The 16,242-nt window shown below is 58.5% G+C and carries 19 protein-coding genes and 1 tRNA gene; 5 read left to right on the top strand and 15 right to left on the bottom strand.

Going from position 1 to position 16,242, the window contains the following annotated elements:
- Positions 1–89: 89 nt before the first annotated feature.
- Together ACSQ3H_RS01735 and upp are read left to right on the top strand one after the other, a co-directional pair.
- Positions 90–1,109, top strand: coding sequence for an adenosine deaminase (locus ACSQ3H_RS01735; RefSeq protein WP_436115445.1), 1,020 nt, complete (start codon positions 90–92; stop codon positions 1,107–1,109).
- Between the two features lie 34 nt (positions 1,110–1,143).
- Positions 1,144–1,770, top strand: coding sequence for a uracil phosphoribosyltransferase (gene upp, locus ACSQ3H_RS01740; RefSeq protein ID WP_436115446.1), 627 nt, complete (start codon positions 1,144–1,146; stop codon positions 1,768–1,770).
- Here upp and deoA read toward each other — a convergent pair whose 3' ends face one another.
- Genes deoA through ACSQ3H_RS01775 form a run of 7 tightly spaced genes read right to left on the bottom strand, consistent with a single transcriptional unit; the run spans position 1,771 to position 8,484 of the window.
- Positions 1,771–3,084, bottom strand: a complete 1,314-nt coding sequence (deoA, locus tag ACSQ3H_RS01745) for a thymidine phosphorylase (RefSeq protein WP_436119317.1) — start codon at positions 3,082–3,084, stop codon at positions 1,771–1,773.
- A 6-nt stretch (positions 3,085–3,090) separates the two neighbouring features.
- Positions 3,091–3,891, bottom strand: a complete 801-nt coding sequence (locus ACSQ3H_RS01750; RefSeq protein WP_436115447.1) for a purine-nucleoside phosphorylase — start codon at positions 3,889–3,891, stop codon at positions 3,091–3,093.
- Positions 3,888–4,289 carry a cytidine deaminase gene (locus ACSQ3H_RS01755; RefSeq protein ID WP_436115448.1) on the bottom strand — a complete coding sequence of 134 codons (402 nt, stop codon included), beginning with the start codon at positions 4,287–4,289 and terminating at the stop codon, positions 3,888–3,890. The genes ACSQ3H_RS01750 and ACSQ3H_RS01755 overlap by 4 nt, the downstream gene beginning before the upstream one ends.
- Position 4,290: 1 nt before the next feature.
- Positions 4,291–5,262 (bottom strand): ABC transporter permease, encoded by a 972-nt coding sequence (locus ACSQ3H_RS01760; protein ID WP_436115449.1) that lies wholly within the window; start codon positions 5,260–5,262, stop codon positions 4,291–4,293.
- Positions 5,262–6,407, bottom strand: a complete 1,146-nt coding sequence (locus tag ACSQ3H_RS01765) for an ABC transporter permease (RefSeq protein WP_436115450.1) — start codon at positions 6,405–6,407, stop codon at positions 5,262–5,264. Before ACSQ3H_RS01765 ends, ACSQ3H_RS01760 begins: the two co-directional genes overlap by 1 nt.
- The gene (locus tag ACSQ3H_RS01770) at positions 6,404–6,955 is read right to left on the bottom strand and encodes a cysteine hydrolase family protein (RefSeq protein WP_436115451.1); all 552 of its coding nucleotides are present in this window, start codon (positions 6,953–6,955) and stop codon (positions 6,404–6,406) included. Before ACSQ3H_RS01770 ends, ACSQ3H_RS01765 begins: the two co-directional genes overlap by 4 nt.
- Positions 6,952–8,484, bottom strand: coding sequence for an ABC transporter ATP-binding protein (locus ACSQ3H_RS01775; RefSeq protein WP_436115452.1), 1,533 nt, complete (start codon positions 8,482–8,484; stop codon positions 6,952–6,954). The genes ACSQ3H_RS01770 and ACSQ3H_RS01775 overlap by 4 nt, the downstream gene beginning before the upstream one ends.
- A gap of 177 nt (positions 8,485–8,661) precedes the next feature.
- Here ACSQ3H_RS01775 and ACSQ3H_RS01780 point away from each other — a divergent pair, with 177 nt between their 5' ends.
- Positions 8,662–8,874: a SlyX family protein gene (locus tag ACSQ3H_RS01780; protein WP_436115453.1), complete on the top strand. Its 213-nt coding sequence runs from the start codon at positions 8,662–8,664 to the stop codon at positions 8,872–8,874.
- 24 nt (positions 8,875–8,898) lie between these two features.
- Here ACSQ3H_RS01780 and ACSQ3H_RS01785 read toward each other — a convergent pair whose 3' ends face one another.
- From ACSQ3H_RS01785 to ACSQ3H_RS01800, 4 genes are all read right to left on the bottom strand, one after another.
- Positions 8,899–9,540 carry a LysE family translocator gene (locus ACSQ3H_RS01785; protein WP_436115454.1) on the bottom strand — a complete coding sequence of 214 codons (642 nt, stop codon included), beginning with the start codon at positions 9,538–9,540 and terminating at the stop codon, positions 8,899–8,901.
- A 93-nt stretch (positions 9,541–9,633) separates the two neighbouring features.
- Positions 9,634–10,626 (bottom strand): BMP family lipoprotein, encoded by a 993-nt coding sequence (locus tag ACSQ3H_RS01790; RefSeq protein WP_436115455.1) that lies wholly within the window; start codon positions 10,624–10,626, stop codon positions 9,634–9,636.
- Positions 10,627–10,803: 177 nt separating this feature from the next.
- Positions 10,804–11,466 (bottom strand): peptide-methionine (S)-S-oxide reductase MsrA, encoded by a 663-nt coding sequence (gene msrA / locus ACSQ3H_RS01795; RefSeq protein WP_436115456.1) that lies wholly within the window; start codon positions 11,464–11,466, stop codon positions 10,804–10,806.
- Between the two features lie 44 nt (positions 11,467–11,510).
- A complete protein-coding gene (locus tag ACSQ3H_RS01800; protein ID WP_436115457.1) occupies positions 11,511–11,834 on the bottom strand; it encodes a hypothetical protein in 324 nt (107 codons plus the stop codon).
- Positions 11,835–12,208: 374 nt separating this feature from the next.
- Here ACSQ3H_RS01800 and ACSQ3H_RS01805 point away from each other — a divergent pair.
- Positions 12,209–12,299, top strand: a tRNA-Ser gene (locus ACSQ3H_RS01805).
- 44 nt (positions 12,300–12,343) lie between these two features.
- Here ACSQ3H_RS01805 and ACSQ3H_RS01810 read toward each other — a convergent pair.
- Positions 12,344–12,457 (bottom strand): recombinase family protein, encoded by a 114-nt coding sequence (locus ACSQ3H_RS01810; protein ID WP_436119318.1) that lies wholly within the window; start codon positions 12,455–12,457, stop codon positions 12,344–12,346.
- Positions 12,458–12,637: 180 nt separating this feature from the next.
- Here ACSQ3H_RS01810 and ACSQ3H_RS01815 point away from each other — a divergent pair, with 180 nt between their 5' ends.
- A complete protein-coding gene (locus tag ACSQ3H_RS01815; protein ID WP_436115458.1) occupies positions 12,638–13,300 on the top strand; it encodes a dihydrofolate reductase family protein in 663 nt (220 codons plus the stop codon).
- Positions 13,301–13,344: 44 nt separating this feature from the next.
- On the opposite strand, the gene ACSQ3H_RS01820 is transcribed toward ACSQ3H_RS01815, so the two are convergent.
- The 3 genes from ACSQ3H_RS01820 to ACSQ3H_RS01830 form a co-directional block, all read right to left on the bottom strand.
- On the bottom strand, positions 13,345–14,145 hold the full coding sequence (locus ACSQ3H_RS01820) for a class I SAM-dependent methyltransferase (RefSeq protein WP_436115459.1): 801 nt from the start codon (positions 14,143–14,145) through the stop codon (positions 13,345–13,347).
- A gap of 193 nt (positions 14,146–14,338) precedes the next feature.
- Entirely contained in the window at positions 14,339–14,992 is a 654-nt protein-coding gene (locus tag ACSQ3H_RS01825; protein ID WP_436115460.1) for a Vgb family protein, read from the bottom strand.
- A gap of 9 nt (positions 14,993–15,001) precedes the next feature.
- A complete protein-coding gene (locus tag ACSQ3H_RS01830; RefSeq protein WP_436115461.1) occupies positions 15,002–16,222 on the bottom strand; it encodes a helix-turn-helix domain-containing protein in 1,221 nt (406 codons plus the stop codon).
- Between the last annotated feature and the right edge of the window lie 20 nt (positions 16,223–16,242).

Raw genomic sequence — 16,242 nt, forward strand, 5'->3', positions numbered from 1 at the left:
GCCAGAACCATAGAAGATTGAAACGCATAAGGCTATTGTCTCTTGCGCGGTGAAGCGCCGCGTTGATTGTTTTGTTGGGGTGATTTGAGATGGTTCTGAAAGCCGAACTGCACTGCCATATTGAAGGCGCCGCCTCCACCAGTCTCGTCGAACTGAAGGCGGCCAAATACGGCGCCGACGTTTCCGGATTTATCCAGAATGGCAAGTTCGTCTGGCACGATTTCACGTCGTTCCTGCGTGCCTTCGATCAGGCGTCGCTGCTTTTTCGGACTGAGGAGGATTATGCGGACCTCGCTGAAGACCATCTTCTGTCGTTGAGCCGGCAGGACGCCATCTATTCGGAGTTCTTCATCTCGACGGATCACGCCGTCAGCGCCGGACTCGACCCGCACGCCTATATCGAGGGCCTGGCGGAAGGAATGCGCCGTGCCAAAGCCGCGACGGGAATAGAATGCCGCATGATCGCAACGGGCCTGCGCCACAAGGGCCCGGAAGCTGTCCTCGCAGCCGCACAATATATCGCGGCTAATCCGCATCCTTTAATCACCGGCTTCGGCATGGCGGGCGATGAGCGCATGTATCACCCCAGCGATTTCACAGGTGCATTCGATCTGGCACGCGATGCGGGGCTGGGCATTACCGTGCACGCGGGCGAACTGGCAGGATGGGAAAGCGTGGCGAATGCGCTGGACGCGCTAAAACCCGCGCGCATCGGCCACGGCGTTCGCGCTATCGAAAATGCCGATCTCGTCAAAAGGCTGGCGGATGAACAAATCCTGCTCGAATGCTGCCCCGGATCGAATATTTCGCTGGGCGTCTACGGGGATTTTCCGTCGCATCCTTTTGCCGCGCTTGCCAAGGCTGGTGTGCCGGTGACGCTCAATTCCGACGATCCACCCTATTTCCATACAGATCTTGCGCGTGAATATGAGATCGCAGCTACATATTTCGGTTACGACGACGAGATGTCAACGGAAGTGACCGCAACCGCGCTCAAGGCCGCTTTTGTCGACGAAGACACAAGAATCGCACTGCTTGCACGTCTTTATCCGGACAAAACTGTGCGCGTTACGGATGAGCTCTTTGCGGGATCGGTCTCGAGCAGCTAAAGTCTCCGTAATTTCGAGTAAAAGGGGTTTTTCAATGGGCGTGACGATCATTTCTCACCCGCTTGTCCAGCACAAGCTTACCATCATGCGCGACAAGGATACCTCGACTGCAGGCTTCCGGCGGCTGCTCAAGGAAATCTCGCTGTTGCTGTGTTATGAGGTGACCCGCGATCTGCAACTGACGACAATCAAAATCCAGACACCTTTGACGGAAATGGATGCGCCGGTGATCGAGGGCAAGAAGCTCGTCTTCGCCTCGATCCTGCGCGCCGGCAATGGGCTGCTCGAAGGCATGCTCGACCTCGTCCCGGCGGCTCGCGTCGCGCATATCGGGCTCTATCGCGATCATGAAACGCTGCTGCCGGTCGAATATTACTTCAAGGCACCCGAAGATATCGTCAACCGGCTTATTATCGTTGTCGACCCGATGCTGGCGACCGCTAATTCCGCCATCGCCGCTATCCAAAAGCTTAAAGATCGCGGCGCCAGCAACATCCGTTTTCTCTGCCTCCTCGCTGCACCGGAGGGCATAGAGCGCTTTACCACTGCACATCCTGATGTGCCGGTTTTCACCGCGGCAATCGACAGTCATTTGAATGAAAAGGGCTATATCGTTCCCGGTCTTGGCGACGCCGGCGACCGCATGTACGGAACGAAGTAGTCAGGCCCCTATCCGGCGAAGCACAGGGTTGACCGTGCGTGGCTTGCGCTCGGAGAAATCATAGGCTGCCTGGATCACTTTTACTGCTGCAGCAGCGTCCGCGTCACTGCGGGCATGGACGAGAGCAATGGGTTCGCCCTCTTCCATTTTAGCCCCGATTGGCTGCAGCGCCGTAATGCCGACCGCATGATCGATGGGGTCCTGCGGGCGAATGCGTCCACCGCCCAACGTTACGACACCGACACCTATAGCGCGCGTATCGACGGACGCCACATAACCTGCCTGCGCGGCTTTTACTTCATGTGTTACGGGCGCAACTGGCAGATGATAACGCGCGCGGGAGATGAAATCCGTTGGTCCGCCCAGCCCCGCCACCATACGGCCAAAAATTTCCGCCGCCTTGCCACTGCTCAAGGCCTCGCGTGCTTTTTCGGTCGCGGCTTTGTGGTTAGTGGCGAGTTTTGCTGAAACCAGCATCTCTGCGGCTAGCGCCAGTGTGACAGCTTCCAAACGGCTATCGCGCCTATCTCCAGTCAGGAAATCGACCGCATTCCTGACCTCGACCGCATTGCCAGCGGCAAGAGCCAGAGGTTCGTTCATATCGGTAAGAACTGCGGTCGTTGTCAGACCTGCACCCGCCGCCACAGCCACGATACTTTCTGCCAATGACACCGCATCGCGGTTTCTGGTCATAAAGGCGCCATTGCCCGATTTCACATCCAGCACCAGCGCATTGAGCCCGGCGGAAAGCTTCTTGGACAGGATCGAAGCGGTGATGAGCGGGATGGATTCCACTGTCGCTGTCACATCGCGGATCGAATAGAAACGTTTGTCGGCAGGAGCAAGGTTGGCCGTCTGGCCAATAATAGCACAACCCACCTCGTGGACGACCTTGCGAAATAAAGCGTTGTCGGGCTGGCTGCGATAGCCGGGGATCGAATCCATCTTGTCGAGAGTCCCGCCCGTATGGCCGAGCCCCCGGCCCGAAATCATCGGCACGTAAGCACCGCAGGCTGCTACGACGGGCGCGAGTATCAATGAAACATTGTCACCAACGCCGCCAGTCGAATGCTTGTCCACGGCGGGCCCGGGAAGATCGGACCAATCGAGAATATCGCCTGAATCGCGCATGGCAATGGTGAGTGCCACCGCCTCATCGCGCTTCATGCCATTGAAAAATATGGCCATGGCAAAGGCGGCAACCTGTCCCTCGGTGATCGACCCTGAACTCATCGCATTGATGAATGCCGTGATGTCGGCAGCGTCGAGGGTTTGGCCATCGCGCTTTCGCCGGATAATTTCCTGCGGCAACAACATTGCTTAGTCTATCTCCCGGATCAGCGCCTGAATGATCTTCTGTAAGCGTGCACCGCCCTTCGGCGCAACGTCCTTGGTTTCCTCATGGGAAAGTTCCGCACCCGTCATGCCTGCACCGTAATTGGTGATGACCGAGCAGGCAGCAACACGCAATCCAAAGAACCGCGCAAGAATGACTTCAGGAACCGTGGACATGCCAACCGCATCGGCGCCGAGCGTGCGCGCCATGCGAATTTCCGCCGGCGTTTCGAAGGACGGGCCGGAGAACCACATGTAAACGCCGGTCGCCAGCCTTTCGTTGACCTCGCCAGCAGCAGCAACAAACGCATCTTTCAGCTTTTTGTCGTAGGCCGTCGTCATGCCGACGAAGCGCCGGTCGGACGGTTCACCAATAAGGGGATTGAGGCCGGAATAATTGATGTGATCATCGATCAGCATCACACTACCCGGCGCAAGATCGCGACGGACTGAGCCTGCCGCATTGGTGAGGATCAGCATCTCGACGCCGAGATCGGCAAGCGCAGCGATAACGGGGCGCATGACGGAAGCGTCGCCCTTTTCATAATAGTGAGCACGGCCTGCCAGCATCAGGACCGGCTTGCCCGAGAGGTAACCCGCAACAACCTCCCCTGCATGGCCGGAAACGCCACTATGCGGAAAACCGGGTAGATCGGCATAGGGGATGCGGATGGCGTTTTCCACAGCATCGACCAGCGAGCCGAGGCCAGAACCGAGGACAAGCGCAACACGCGGCGCCAAACCGTTAAGCTTTTGAATAAGTGCGCCGGTCGCAGGTGCGATCATACAGCACCTTTGCCCAAAACGTCAGCCTCGAAACCGTAAGGCAACAACTCCTTCATGGTGAGCGTTTCGACAATGCCATTGCTATCGCAAAGATGCAGGCGGGCGTCTGGTCCGGCAAATTCAGCCAAACGCTGACGGCAGCCGCCGCAAGGCGTGCATTTCGCCTTCTTTTCGGCAACGACGGCGATATCCGTGATCGTACCGCCGCCGCCCATGACGAAATGCGCCAGCGCGGTCGTTTCGGCGCACCAGCCTTCGGGATAGGAGATGACCTCGATATTGCAGCCGGAATAGATGCGCCCGTCGCTGGTACGAATGGCCGCTCCTACCGGAAATTGCGAATAGGGCGAGTGCGTTTTCTGCATGGCGGCGAAGGCCGCGTCGAACAGGTCCTTCATTCTATCTCTCTTTCACATAAGCAACGCCGCCGGCCTTTGGAGGGATCGCCTTGCCGATAAAGCCGGCTAGAAGCACCACGGTCAGTATATAGGGCAAGGCCTGCATGAATTGCACCGGCACCTCGCCGATCAGAGGCAGCGGATGCCCCTGCATGCGGATCGCTACCGCATCGAGAAAACCAAACAGCAGGCATGCAAACATGGCCTGTACCGGTCGCCATTTGGCGAAGATCAGCGCCGCCAGCGCGATATAGCCCTTGCCTGCCGTCATGTCCTTGACGAAACCCGCGCCCTGAGCTGTCGCCAGATAGGCGCCCGCGATACCGCAAAGCACGCCGCAGCAGATCACCGCGCGGTAGCGTAGCCATGGCACCGAGATGCCGGCCGTATCCACCGCAGCCGGATTTTCTCCAACTGCGCGCAGGCGCAGGCCAAAGCGCGTGCGGTAGAGCACCCACCACGTGAACGGCACAAGCAGGAAGGCAAGATAGACCAAGACCGAGTGACCCGAGATCAATTCGTAGTAGAGCGGGCCGAGGACGGGCACACCGCGCATGGCTTCCGCACCGGGCAGATTGATCGGATTGAAACGCGCAGCATTCGGCAAGGAAGGCGTACGCCCGCCCTGGCTGAACCAAGCCTGACCGAGGATGACGGTCGTTCCCGCAGCGATGAAATTGATCGCAACGCCAGAAACAATCTGATTGCCGCGGTGGGTGATGGACGCGAAACCATGTACGAGCCCGAGAGCGACCGATACGAAAATGGCCGCGAGCAACGCAAGATATGCTGAACCGAACCATGTCGCGACTGCACCGGCGGCAAAAGCCCCTGCAAGCATCTTGCCCTCAAGGCCAATGTCGAAAATACCGGCGCGTTCGGAATACAGCCCGGCAAGACAGGCTAGCAGCAAAGGCGCCGAGAGCCGGATCGTCGAATCGAACAGCTGAAGGACTGTCGTGAAGGATTCCATTATTGGCCCCCTCCGGTGACGATGGCTGGCGCGGACCGGCTCTTTGCTCGCCCCAAACGATAGAAAATCCGTTGCAATGTCGGCCGGAACATATGCTCGAGCGCCCCGGCAAAAAGGATGACCAGGCCTTGGATGATGACGATCATATCACGCGATATGTTGGGCATGTCGAAGGCGATTTCCGCGCCTCCTTGATAAAGCATGCCAAAGAGGATCGCCGCAAGGACGATGCCTGCCGGATGCGACCTGCCCATCAAGGCGACAGCAATACCGACAAAACCGGCGCCTGCGACGAAATCCAGCTGCATGCGATGCTGTGCGCCCATGATCGGGTTCAGCGCCATCATTCCTGCCAGCGCGCCGGAAATCATCATGGTGATGATGATGATCCGCAGTTCGCTGATACCAGCATAGCGGGCCGCTTTCGGGCTGAAGCCCATGGTACGGATTTCATAGCCGAGCTTGGTGCGCCAGATCAGGACCCAGACAAGAAAAGCCGCCAGGAGTGCCAGGAGGAAGCTGATATTCAAGGGAGCCGAGCGCATCGAAAGCCCAACGAGGTCTAGCAGCCAGCCAAGGCCCGGCAATTGTCCGCCCTCAGCGAAGACGCGCGTCTCCGGTGCCTGGCTGCCTGCAGGTTTCAGAGCGCCGACGAGCAGATAGACCATGAGGCTCGCTGCAATGAAATTGAACATGATGGTGGTGATCACCACATGCGAGCCGCGCTTTGCCTGCAGCCATGCCGGGATCAGTGCCCACAGGGCGCCAACCAGTGCCGAGGCGACGATCGCTAGTGGAAAAGTCAGCCACCAAGGGAGAAAATTGCCGAGCCAGAGGCCGACGAGGGAAACACCGAGACCGCCAATATAGGCTTGGCCTTCGCCGCCAATGTTGAACAGGCCGCAATGGAACGCGACGGCCACGCAAAGCCCGGTGAAGATGAAATTCGTCGCATAATAAAGCGTGTAGCCGACACCATCGCCGGAACCAAACGCACCCTTGATCATCAGCACAGCCGCGTCGATCGGGCTTTCGCCGACAAGGAGTACGACCAGTCCCGCAACGAAAAAAGCAACGATCAGATTGATCAGCGGCAGGAGGCCATAGTCAGCCCAAGCGGGAAGTTTGGCAAAAGGCTGGCTCATGGCAGGGTCTCGATGATCGCGTCCGACGTGGTGATACGGGCATATTCGCCGTCAAGCACCGACAACGCCAAAGCGTGCACGTCTTCAGCAGTCCACCGCTTGCCGCGATGATCCTTGCGGTCGATGCTTGCAACGGCATCTTCAGGCACCGTCACCTCGAACCCGAGATTGGCAGCCATGCGAACTGTTGCGTCGACAGAGTTTTCAAGAAGCACACCGGTGACGACAAGGCTATGCACCTGCAATTCGTCCAGCACATCCATCAGGTCGGTGCCGATAAAGGCGTTGTTCGTTCGCTTGTCGATCACTGGTTCGCCCATTTGTGGCGCGACTTCCGGTTTGAATTCATTGCCTTCCGTGCCCGGTCTGTAGGGCGAGGTTGGATCGGTGGAATCATGACGAATGTGAATGACCGGCAGGCGGCGTTCGCGCCAGGCTGCAAGCAGTTTCGCAATCATGGCCTCGGCTTCCGGCTGGCCGCGCCTGCCCCACTTCGGATCATCGATGGCGTTTTGCACATCGACGACGATAAGCGCCTGCGTCGTCATTCCGCGGCTTCCTTCTGTTCGACACCGGCCATCAGCAGGCCAAGTTCACCCTCGTCAGCGTCGGAATCACGCTCGCCGACGATGCGTCCGGCAAACATCACAAGGATACGATCGGAGAGCGAGCGGATTTCGTCGAGCTCCACCGAAACGAGCAGAACCGCTTTGCCAGCGTCGCGCATTTCGATGATGCGTTTGTGGATGAACTCGATCGCGCCGACGTCAACACCGCGCGTCGGTTGGCCTATGATGAGAACGCCAGGATCGCGCTCCATTTCCCGCGCAAGCACAATCTTCTGCTGATTGCCGCCGGAGAAATTGGCAGTCTTCAACCGCGGATCGCCGGGCCGTATATCGTACTTTTCGATCTTCTTGCGCGCATCGGCCTGGATGGCTTCAAGATCGAGAAACGGCCCATTCAGATAAAGCGGGTCGTCATGATAGCCGAGGATCGAGTTTTCATATTCCTCAAACGCGAGAACCAGCCCCATATGATGGCGGTCTTCCGGCACATGCGCCAAACCCCGGTCGCGCAATTCGCCGGGGTCTGCAGCGCCGGTTATATCGATGATCTGGCCATCGAGTAGCACGCGCCCTGAAACGGCAGCGCGGATACCAGCGATGGTTTCGATGAGTTGCGACTGGCCATTGCCGGCAACACCGGCAATGCCGACGATCTCGCCGGCACGCACAGTGAATGACGCATCGTCCACCATCACAACACCGCGGCCGTCGCGCACGGTCAGGTTTTCGACGGAAAGTTTGACGTTACCTGGCTTTGCCTCGCCCTTCTGTACCCTCAGGAGTACGCGACGGCCGACCATCAGTTCAGCAAGCTCTTCTACCGTGGTTTCCTCAGTCTTGCGCGTTGCGACGACCGCACCCTGACGCATCACGGAAACATTGTCCGTCACCGCCATGATCTCGCGCAGCTTGTGCGTGATGAGGACAATCGTCTTGCCCTGGTCCTTGAGTTGTTCGAGGATACGGAAAAGGTGATCGGCCTCCGGCGGCGTCAGCACGCCGGTCGGCTCGTCCAGCACCAGGATTTCCGCGCCACGATAGAGCGCTTTGAGAATTTCCACGCGCTGCTGCAGCCCGACCGGCAACTCTTCGATCAGTGCATCCGGATCGACATCGAGCTGGTATTCCCGTTCGAGGCGTTTCAGTTCAGCGCGAGCCTTCGAGATCCCGTTCTTGAGCAGCGGCGCCCCTTCGACACCGAGCATGACGTTTTCAAGCACGGTGAAGTTCTCCACCAGCATGAAATGCTGATGCACCATGCCGATACCGAGTGCGATGGCGGCGTTCGGGTCGGCAATTTTGGCGGTAGCACCATTGATGCGAATTTCACCGCTATCAGCCTGATAGAACCCGTAGAGGATCGACATCAATGTGGACTTACCCGCGCCGTTCTCACCGATAATGCCGTGAATCGTGCCCTTTTCGACAAGCAAATGAATGTCGCGATTGGCATGAACGGCACCAAAACGCTTATCAATTCCAACAAGTTCGATCGCCGGTTCGGCCATATCCCCATCCGCTGTTGTTCAGCTTTTTTCGTCTTTTCGATGTTTCGACCCTAACACGGGATTTTTTTCTTTCCAGTCAAGAAACACAAGATTCAACAGTCCAAAAGCGATTGGGACAAAACCTTGAACCAGGGCTCAACCCGGAATAGAGAGTGTGTCTTAAAACGGAGCCGAGCAATGACAGCCGACCAACCTGAGCGATTGACCCGTCTCGAAATTCTGGTGACCGAGCATGAGAAAACAATCGAGGAACTTTCCGGCCAGATCGCCGAGCAATGGAAGGTCATCGAGGGCATGCGCCGCAAGCTCGATGCGCTGACAGATCGCTTTCTGGTTCTGGAGGAGCAGACGGCGCCCGATATTCCCGTAACCAAACCGCCGCATTATTAATAGCTGATTGCTGACGTGTGAAAACTAAGGTTTGGCCTTCAACGCTTCAACCATCAGCTTCAGGCCCAGCGCACCCATGACAGCACCGGCACCGCGATCGATCCACAGTTTCAGACGAATGTAGACTGACCGTGCGCGAGAACCGGAAAATGCAACGGCAACCACTGCATACCAGCCTGCTTCTACACAGAAGAGCATCGGCGGCAAGGCAAAGAGAAGCCATAGCGGTGGCGACGGCGGCATGAGAGCGGCAAAAATACTGGCATAAACGATCGACGTTTTCGGATTACTGAGCTGTGTGACCAGCCCGAGGAGGAAAGCGCGGGAAACGGATATCCTTTCCGCAGGTCCGCCCGTATCTGACAAGGCCAACGGCTCGGTGGCGCCACGCCAGATGCGGATGGCGATATAGATCAGGTAAGCTCCGCCAAGCAGCTTGAGCAAAAGATATAGCCACTCGAACTGCATCAACAGGGCAGTAAGGCCAAGGACGGCCAGGCCGGCGAATATTGCGCCGCCCAAGCCCATGCCCAAAGCGGAAGCAAGGCCATGCGCCCGCGAAGATGCAATGGCAATGCGCGAGACAAGAACAAAACTCGGACCGGGGCTCATCGCTCCAATGAAAATGGTAGCGAGGATGCTAAGAAGAACGGCAAATGCTGTCACGGGCATTCTCCCTAAGAATTGAACCTTCGCTGCAGTCTTCAAGACAAAACCGCCGACCTTGCGACCGGCGGTGTCCCGAATAATCAGCGCTTATCAATATGGGCAGGCATTGTCCGAGAAGTAGCTGTGAACCTTGACCTTGCCGGAAATGATATCCGCCTTGGCAGCCTCAACAGCTTTCTTGACATCGTCGGTCATCAACTTGGCGTTGTTTTCGTCAACGGCATAGTCAACGCCGCCTTCCTTGACGCCGAGAACATTGACGCCGGCGGTGAACTTGCCATCCGCAGCGTCTTTGAACGCATTGTAGGTAGCAACGTCGACGCGCTTGAGCATGGACGTCAAAACCTTGCCTGGATGCAGGCCATTCTGGTTGGAATCGACGCCAATCGCCAGCTTGTCAGCGTCTGCGGCCGTCTGCAGGACGCCAATACCCGTACCGCCGGCAGCCGCGAAGATTACGTCCGAGCCCTGATCGATCTGTGATTTGGCGATTTCACCGCCCTTGGCCGGGTCGTTCCAAGCAGAGGGTGTATCACCAGTCATGTTCTGGATGACCTTGGCGTTCGGGTTGGTTGCCTTGACGCCGCCGACATAGCCGCAACCAAAATTGCGGATGAGCGGGACATCCATGCCGCCGATGAAGCTGACCGTACCGGTTTTCGACGATTTGGCGGCTATCACGCCAACGAGGTAGGAGCCCTCATTGTCGTTGAAAACCACCGAACGCACGTTCGGCTTGTCGACTTCCGCATCGATAATGACGAATTTGGTGTCCGGAAATTCCGTAGCGACCTTTTCGATCGCAGCGGCGGCGGAGAAACCTGCAATGACGATCGGCGAATTGCCGTCGGATGCAAACTTACGCAGGGCCTGTTCGCGCTGCGCCTCGTTCTGGATTTCGAATTCGCGATATTTGACGCCAGAATCGGCCTTGTATTTCTCGGCGCCGTTGAACGCGGCTTCGTTGAAGGATTTGTCGAATTTTCCGCCAAGATCGTAAATGACGGCCGGCTTGTCATCCGCAGCAAAGGCCGAGACGGACATTGCTGTAGCAGCCAGGAGACCAAGAACAATACGCTTCATTTGATACCAACCCTCTGGATTTTGTTGAGCAAGGTTAACTTCTGTTGAACCTTAAAACCGTTGCGGATGGTCAATCCCAGCCGCCCCGGAAGCAATCTTGCATGCCAAGAGGCAAAATTCACGCGGAATTTTGCCTCTTGGTCAAAGATCCTCTAAAAATCCAGTCAAGTCAGTCTGTTAGATCGCTCTGGCCCGTGGAATAGGGCACGAAACGCCGGTACCACGCAGGCTGCAATAGCCAGCGGGATTTTTGGCCAGATACTGCTGGTGGTAGTCCTCTGCGTAGTAGAATTCCGGCACTTCCAGAATCTCGGTCGTGATCTTGCCGCGGCCGCTGGCGTTGAGGGCTTGCTGATAGGCATCACGGCTGGCTTCCGCTGCTTCCTTCTGCTCGGGGCTGAACGTATAGATGCCAGAGCGGTAGGTGGTGCCGATATCATTGCCCTGACGCATGCCTTGCGTCGGATCATGCTCTTCCCAGAACAAGGTCAGCAGTTCCTCATAGGAAATGATCGCCGGGTCAAAGACCATCAGCACCACTTCATTATGGCCTGTCAGGCCGGTGCAGGTTTCCTGATAGGTCGGGTTCGGCGTGATGCCGCCGGCGTAACCGGACGCGGTTACATAGACACCGGGAACCTGCCAGAACAGGCGCTCGACTCCCCAGAAACAACCCATGCCGAACATGGCGGTGTGAAGATTATCCGGCCAGGGTCCCTTCAGCGGGCGGCCATTGACGAAGTGGGTTTCAGCGGTGGGAATTGGCGTGTCGCGACCTGGAAGCGCTTCGTTGACGGCCGGCATTTTGGTCTTCTTGTTGAACATGTCGATGATGAACATCGATATACCTCCAGTGAAAAGGGTTCAGCGCGGCTCAAAAATGCTCAACGGGCGGCGAAGCGTCCCACCCTGTTCTCGCGTCTGTAGCCGATCGCATAAAGCAGAAATGCGAGCAGGGCGAAAATAATGAAAGTCGGCGTTTCGAGCACCCAAAGCATCAAGGGGTCCCATATAATAGGGTAGATATGGGTTTTGATGCTTGTTTCGGCAAGGGCGAGCGAAGGCGCGGAAATGGATTGCCATGTGTCCTGCAAGGATGTCATGACCAATTGCGACGCCCCAACTGAACGTGCAGCATCCAGAACGGCAGCAATGATCGCCAGGCTCAGGGCGATATAGGCAAGAAGCCTGAAAATGGATCGGATCACATCGGTCTCCAAAGATAAGGCAATATCAGCACGGTCTCTGCGCTGATGGAATGGCATTGTAGCGCCGGACCAAGGCCGAATGAATTCACTTTTACCGGCATTTTGACGGGATGAGATGAATTATTCGAGAAAATTCCCAGCAATTTCAGCAGGAAATCCGGGAAATTCCAGCAAAGCACGATTATGTTGAAATAGGTGTTGATCAAGTGCCTGTTCTGACTATAGTGCGCGCCGCACGGGTCGCTGCCGGCTAACCACCGACAAGCCTTGCGTGCTTATCCAGAACTGAGTGACCGATGGTTGACGGTGCTCTTGAAGCCGGTTTTTCCGGCTGCAGTAAAACAACCCGACCGGCCAGATGCCGGCTGTAATACGGAGAGATGGCCGAGTGGTTGAAGGCGCACGCCTGGAAAGTGTGTTTACGTCAAAAGCGTAACGCGGGTTCGAATCCCGCTCTCTCCGCCAGTTACTTTTTTACCTATAAAACATAATGAATTCAGCGCGTTGGGTCATCGGCCAGATTGCAGACCCATTCCCTTCCTCTTCAGCGTTTCTGTGATGGTCACCAAGTCCGACACTGAGCGGGCAAGGCGGTCCAGCCAACGAAGCGTTCTTGCCTCGATATACTAGAGCGCCGGGAGCATACATTAGCTTAACCGAGCTTGGCCTCTGCGCAGATTCCAACTTGCGAAGTCCAACTGGTGCGATGGGGCTTCGAAATTTTTCTTGATCGCTGTCGGAATCGATCCCCGTTGGGCGTCCTTGATGTAGAAATATGGCTTTGGTGATCGAGGAGCGCGGAAATGAGAAAGATTACCGTTGGTGCATTTACAAGTCTTGATGGAGTCATGCAGGCCCCGGGCGGACCGCACGAAGACCCTGTTGGCGGCTTCAAGTATGGCGGCTGGATCCCCCCATATTTCGACGAGAAGATGAGAGAGGCAGTGGGTGAGATGTTGTTTGACAAACCGTTTGACCTCCTGCTCGGCCGAAAGACTTACGACATTTTCGCGGCATATTGGCCGTATGCTGGCGCCGACGATCCGATTGGTCCGTTGTTCGACCGCATTACCAAGTATGTTGCCACCCGAAATCCAAACTTGAAGCTCGACTGGCAGAACAGCCAAATCCTGGGCCCCGACGTGGTCGCAACGGTTAGCAAGCTGAAAAGCGAGACAGGACCGGATCTGCTGACCCAGGGCTCGACCGACTTTCTGCAGACCCTCTTCAGAAATGATCTCGTCGATGAAATCAATGTCTTGATCTTTCCTGTCGTGCTCGGAAACGGAAAGAAGCTGTTCGGCGAAGGTACTTCTTCCACTGCGCTAAAACTCCTCAGTTCGAAGGTGTCCGGCACCGGCGTCACAATCAACAAATACGTTCGCGGCGGTGAAGTCATGACAGGATCATTTGGATTCGAACAGCCGACAGAGGCGGAACTGGAGCGGCGAAAGAATTTGAGCTAGCTGTCAGAACGGTGGGAAGCCGGACGCCCACGTCCGCTGTCGGATCAGGGAACGATGCCCCTGCAGGCCCAGGCGACGTTTGCAAAAGACCTCGGGCCGTCAGGCCGGCCGGCCTCGTAGGCGTCGCGCACGGCGGCGTCGGTGCGCGCCCGCTCCGCTGCGTCGAGCGTGGTCATATATTTGCCGAGCGGCCCTTCGCCCGCCGCAATCGGCGCCCAGTAATCGTCGAAGCTTTGGTAGTCCATGCGGATCATGAGCTGGGTTTCCGTAACGTCCACGAGACCCTGCTCGACAAAAGTCCGTTTCATTTCCCCGGACTGCATCATCGGTTGGAAGCAATAGCGTCCACGCAGCTGCCGCCCGCCTTCGCTGAGTGCCGCCACCGTGTCGACCATCATGCGCATGCCGGGCATGCCGCCGAGATGATCCCACACGGCCGCCGCGACCACACCGCCCGGCTGCACGACGCGGCGCATCTCGGCGACTGCCTTGCCGGCCTCGGGCACGAAGTGAAGCACGAGAAGCGCCAAGGCGCGGTCGAACGTGCCGTCCTCGAAGGGCAAGGCGCAGGCATCCGCCTGCCGGATATTTATGCGCGGGTCGGTGTTGCGCCGGATGGCCTCCTCGACGAAGACGGGCGAATAATCGATCGCGGCGATCTCGCCGAGATCGGCGGTCCTGGCGAGCGCAAAGGTCAGGCTGCCGGTGCCACAGCCAATGTCGAGAATTTTTTCGCCGTTGGCCAGCCCAGCGAAGTCGATGAACAGGGGTGCGAGTTTTTGGCTCCAGCGGCCCATGAGTTGCTCATAGCCGGCCGCATCGTGGACGTTGAAGCTTGAGGTCATCGAAGTCTCCAAACACTGAGCGTATGCTAGGCCTCGATGGGGAGCTTGCCAAGGCGCGGGAGCAACCAACCGCTGTTGTTCGGATAGCTCGACCTATCCTGCCGTTAGAGGCTCGAGTGATAAGTGTATTGTCCGCCTTGAGCCGGTAGCGGTTATTCAACGTACACAGCCTTATAATCTGAGGCGTTTACTGTCACGTTCCGGCCGCGGAACCTTGCTTGGGTCGGCGGACGGTTCTCACCTTGCCGCTGCTTCCGCCGCCGCAGAAAAACTGATCACCGCCATCGGACTCGAGCCCAGACACGCCTGCTCCGGGCGGCATATCGAGCCTCTCCAGGACCTCTCCCGTTTCAGGATCGACCCGCCTCAAATCGCTCTCGTCACCTTCCCAGGTGCCGTGCCAGAGCTCGCCGTCGATCCAGGTGACCCCGGTGACGAAGCGGTTGGACTCGATGGTGCGAAGAATCGCCCCTGTCTGGGGATCGACTTGGTGGATCTTCCGGCCGCGATGCTGCCCCACCCAGAGGGTGCCCTCGGCCCAGGCGAGCCCCGAGTCACCGCCGCCGCCGGGCGCCGGGATAGTGGCGAGCACATGTCCTGTCTTGGGATCGATTTTCTGGATGCGATCCTCGGCGATCTGGAAAAGGTGCTGACCGTCGAAGGCCGTTCCTGCATGGGCTGCGACATCGATCGAGCGCACCGTCTTTCCGCTCACCGGATCGAAGGCGTTCAATCCGTCTCCGGACGCGAACCAGACGTGCTGACCGTCGAAGGTGACGCCATGCACGTTGTCCGCACCGGGGAAGGGTCCATATTCACGAAGGATTTCTGCAGCAGATTTTTTCATACCACCATCCTAGTCACTCGGCAGCGGACCGGGGAGTAACAAGATTGTCGGGAATCCCGGCACAGGCGGAGTCATCCAACGCAGCGCTCGCCCGCGCCCGAACGACTGCACCTTGCAGGCTGCGGCAAGCTGGACAAGCGCCCGCTGCACGGTGCGCGGGCTGGTGCCGAGCGCAATCGCCAGGGCCGAGCTCGACCACGCCTCGCCGTCGGCAAGCAAGGCGAGCACCGCCGCATGCTGATCCTCGACGGGCGGCGCCAGCACGACGATCTCGGGGGCGCGGCGCGGCGCCAGCGCAAAGCCTTGCTTCGTCGCACTCACATCTGCAAGCGCGCGAAGCTCCACGCGCAGCCGCCCGGCTTCAACGCGCAACCGTGCCCGATGCGATTCATCGGCGTGCTTCGCCTTGAAGGCGCGTGCGACAAGCGTGCTCCTCGACACGTCTCGGGGCCACGCTTCGGCCAGCGCGCGTGCAAGCGCGAACAATACCGGGCGCATCGCGAGCGAGACCACCTGCCTTTCGTCCCGCACGACATTGCGGCACGCGTCCACGATAAGCGCCCCCGACGCTGGGAGCGCTTCGACCTCATCGAGCAGGAGGGGGCGTTCCTCGCCACGCGTGATCAGGCGCGCCGCGGGCGTGTTCATCACGAAGGATGCGCTTTCGACCTCGGCCGTCAGCGTGGGGATGTCCGCCTCACGCGCGGCGTGCTCGGCCCGGGCGAGCGCAGCGCGTGCCGCCTTCGTCTGGAGGCGGCGCATCGCGATTCCTGCGACCGCCAACTGGTGGGCGACCCTCAACGCGGGCGGGAGTGGTGTGGGGTCGGGCTCGACGAGCGTGCGCTCGGCCTCGTCGAGGCGGCCGATCAGGAGCAGGCGCCGAACCTCGAGATTGCGCGCATGCGCGGCATTGACGTAGTCGCCGTGCTTTTCAAGCGTCGCCCGCGCGGCGTCGAGTGCCTTCGCAGGCCAGCCCAGGTCGCGCGAGGCGAGTGCGATCTCGGCTTCGGCGACGACGCACCTCGCGCGGGCCACCGCCTCTTTCGGACCGAACGCGCGCGCCGCACTTCGCAGGAGAGCCCTTGCTCGAACGAGATCGCCTAGCTGCGCCATCGCAATGCCTCTGAGCGCGAGCGCAGGCGCGTCTTCGCGCAGGGCGACCCGCTTCAAGGCGCCGAGGGGATCACCCGTCGCGAGCGCACGCGCCGCGGCCGTCATCAGCGAGTCCATCGGAATCCCGTCACACTTGT

The sequence above is a fragment of the Phyllobacterium sp. LjRoot231 genome, from assembly GCF_964253365.1.
Taxonomy (GTDB): Bacteria; Pseudomonadota; Alphaproteobacteria; order Rhizobiales; family Rhizobiaceae; genus Phyllobacterium.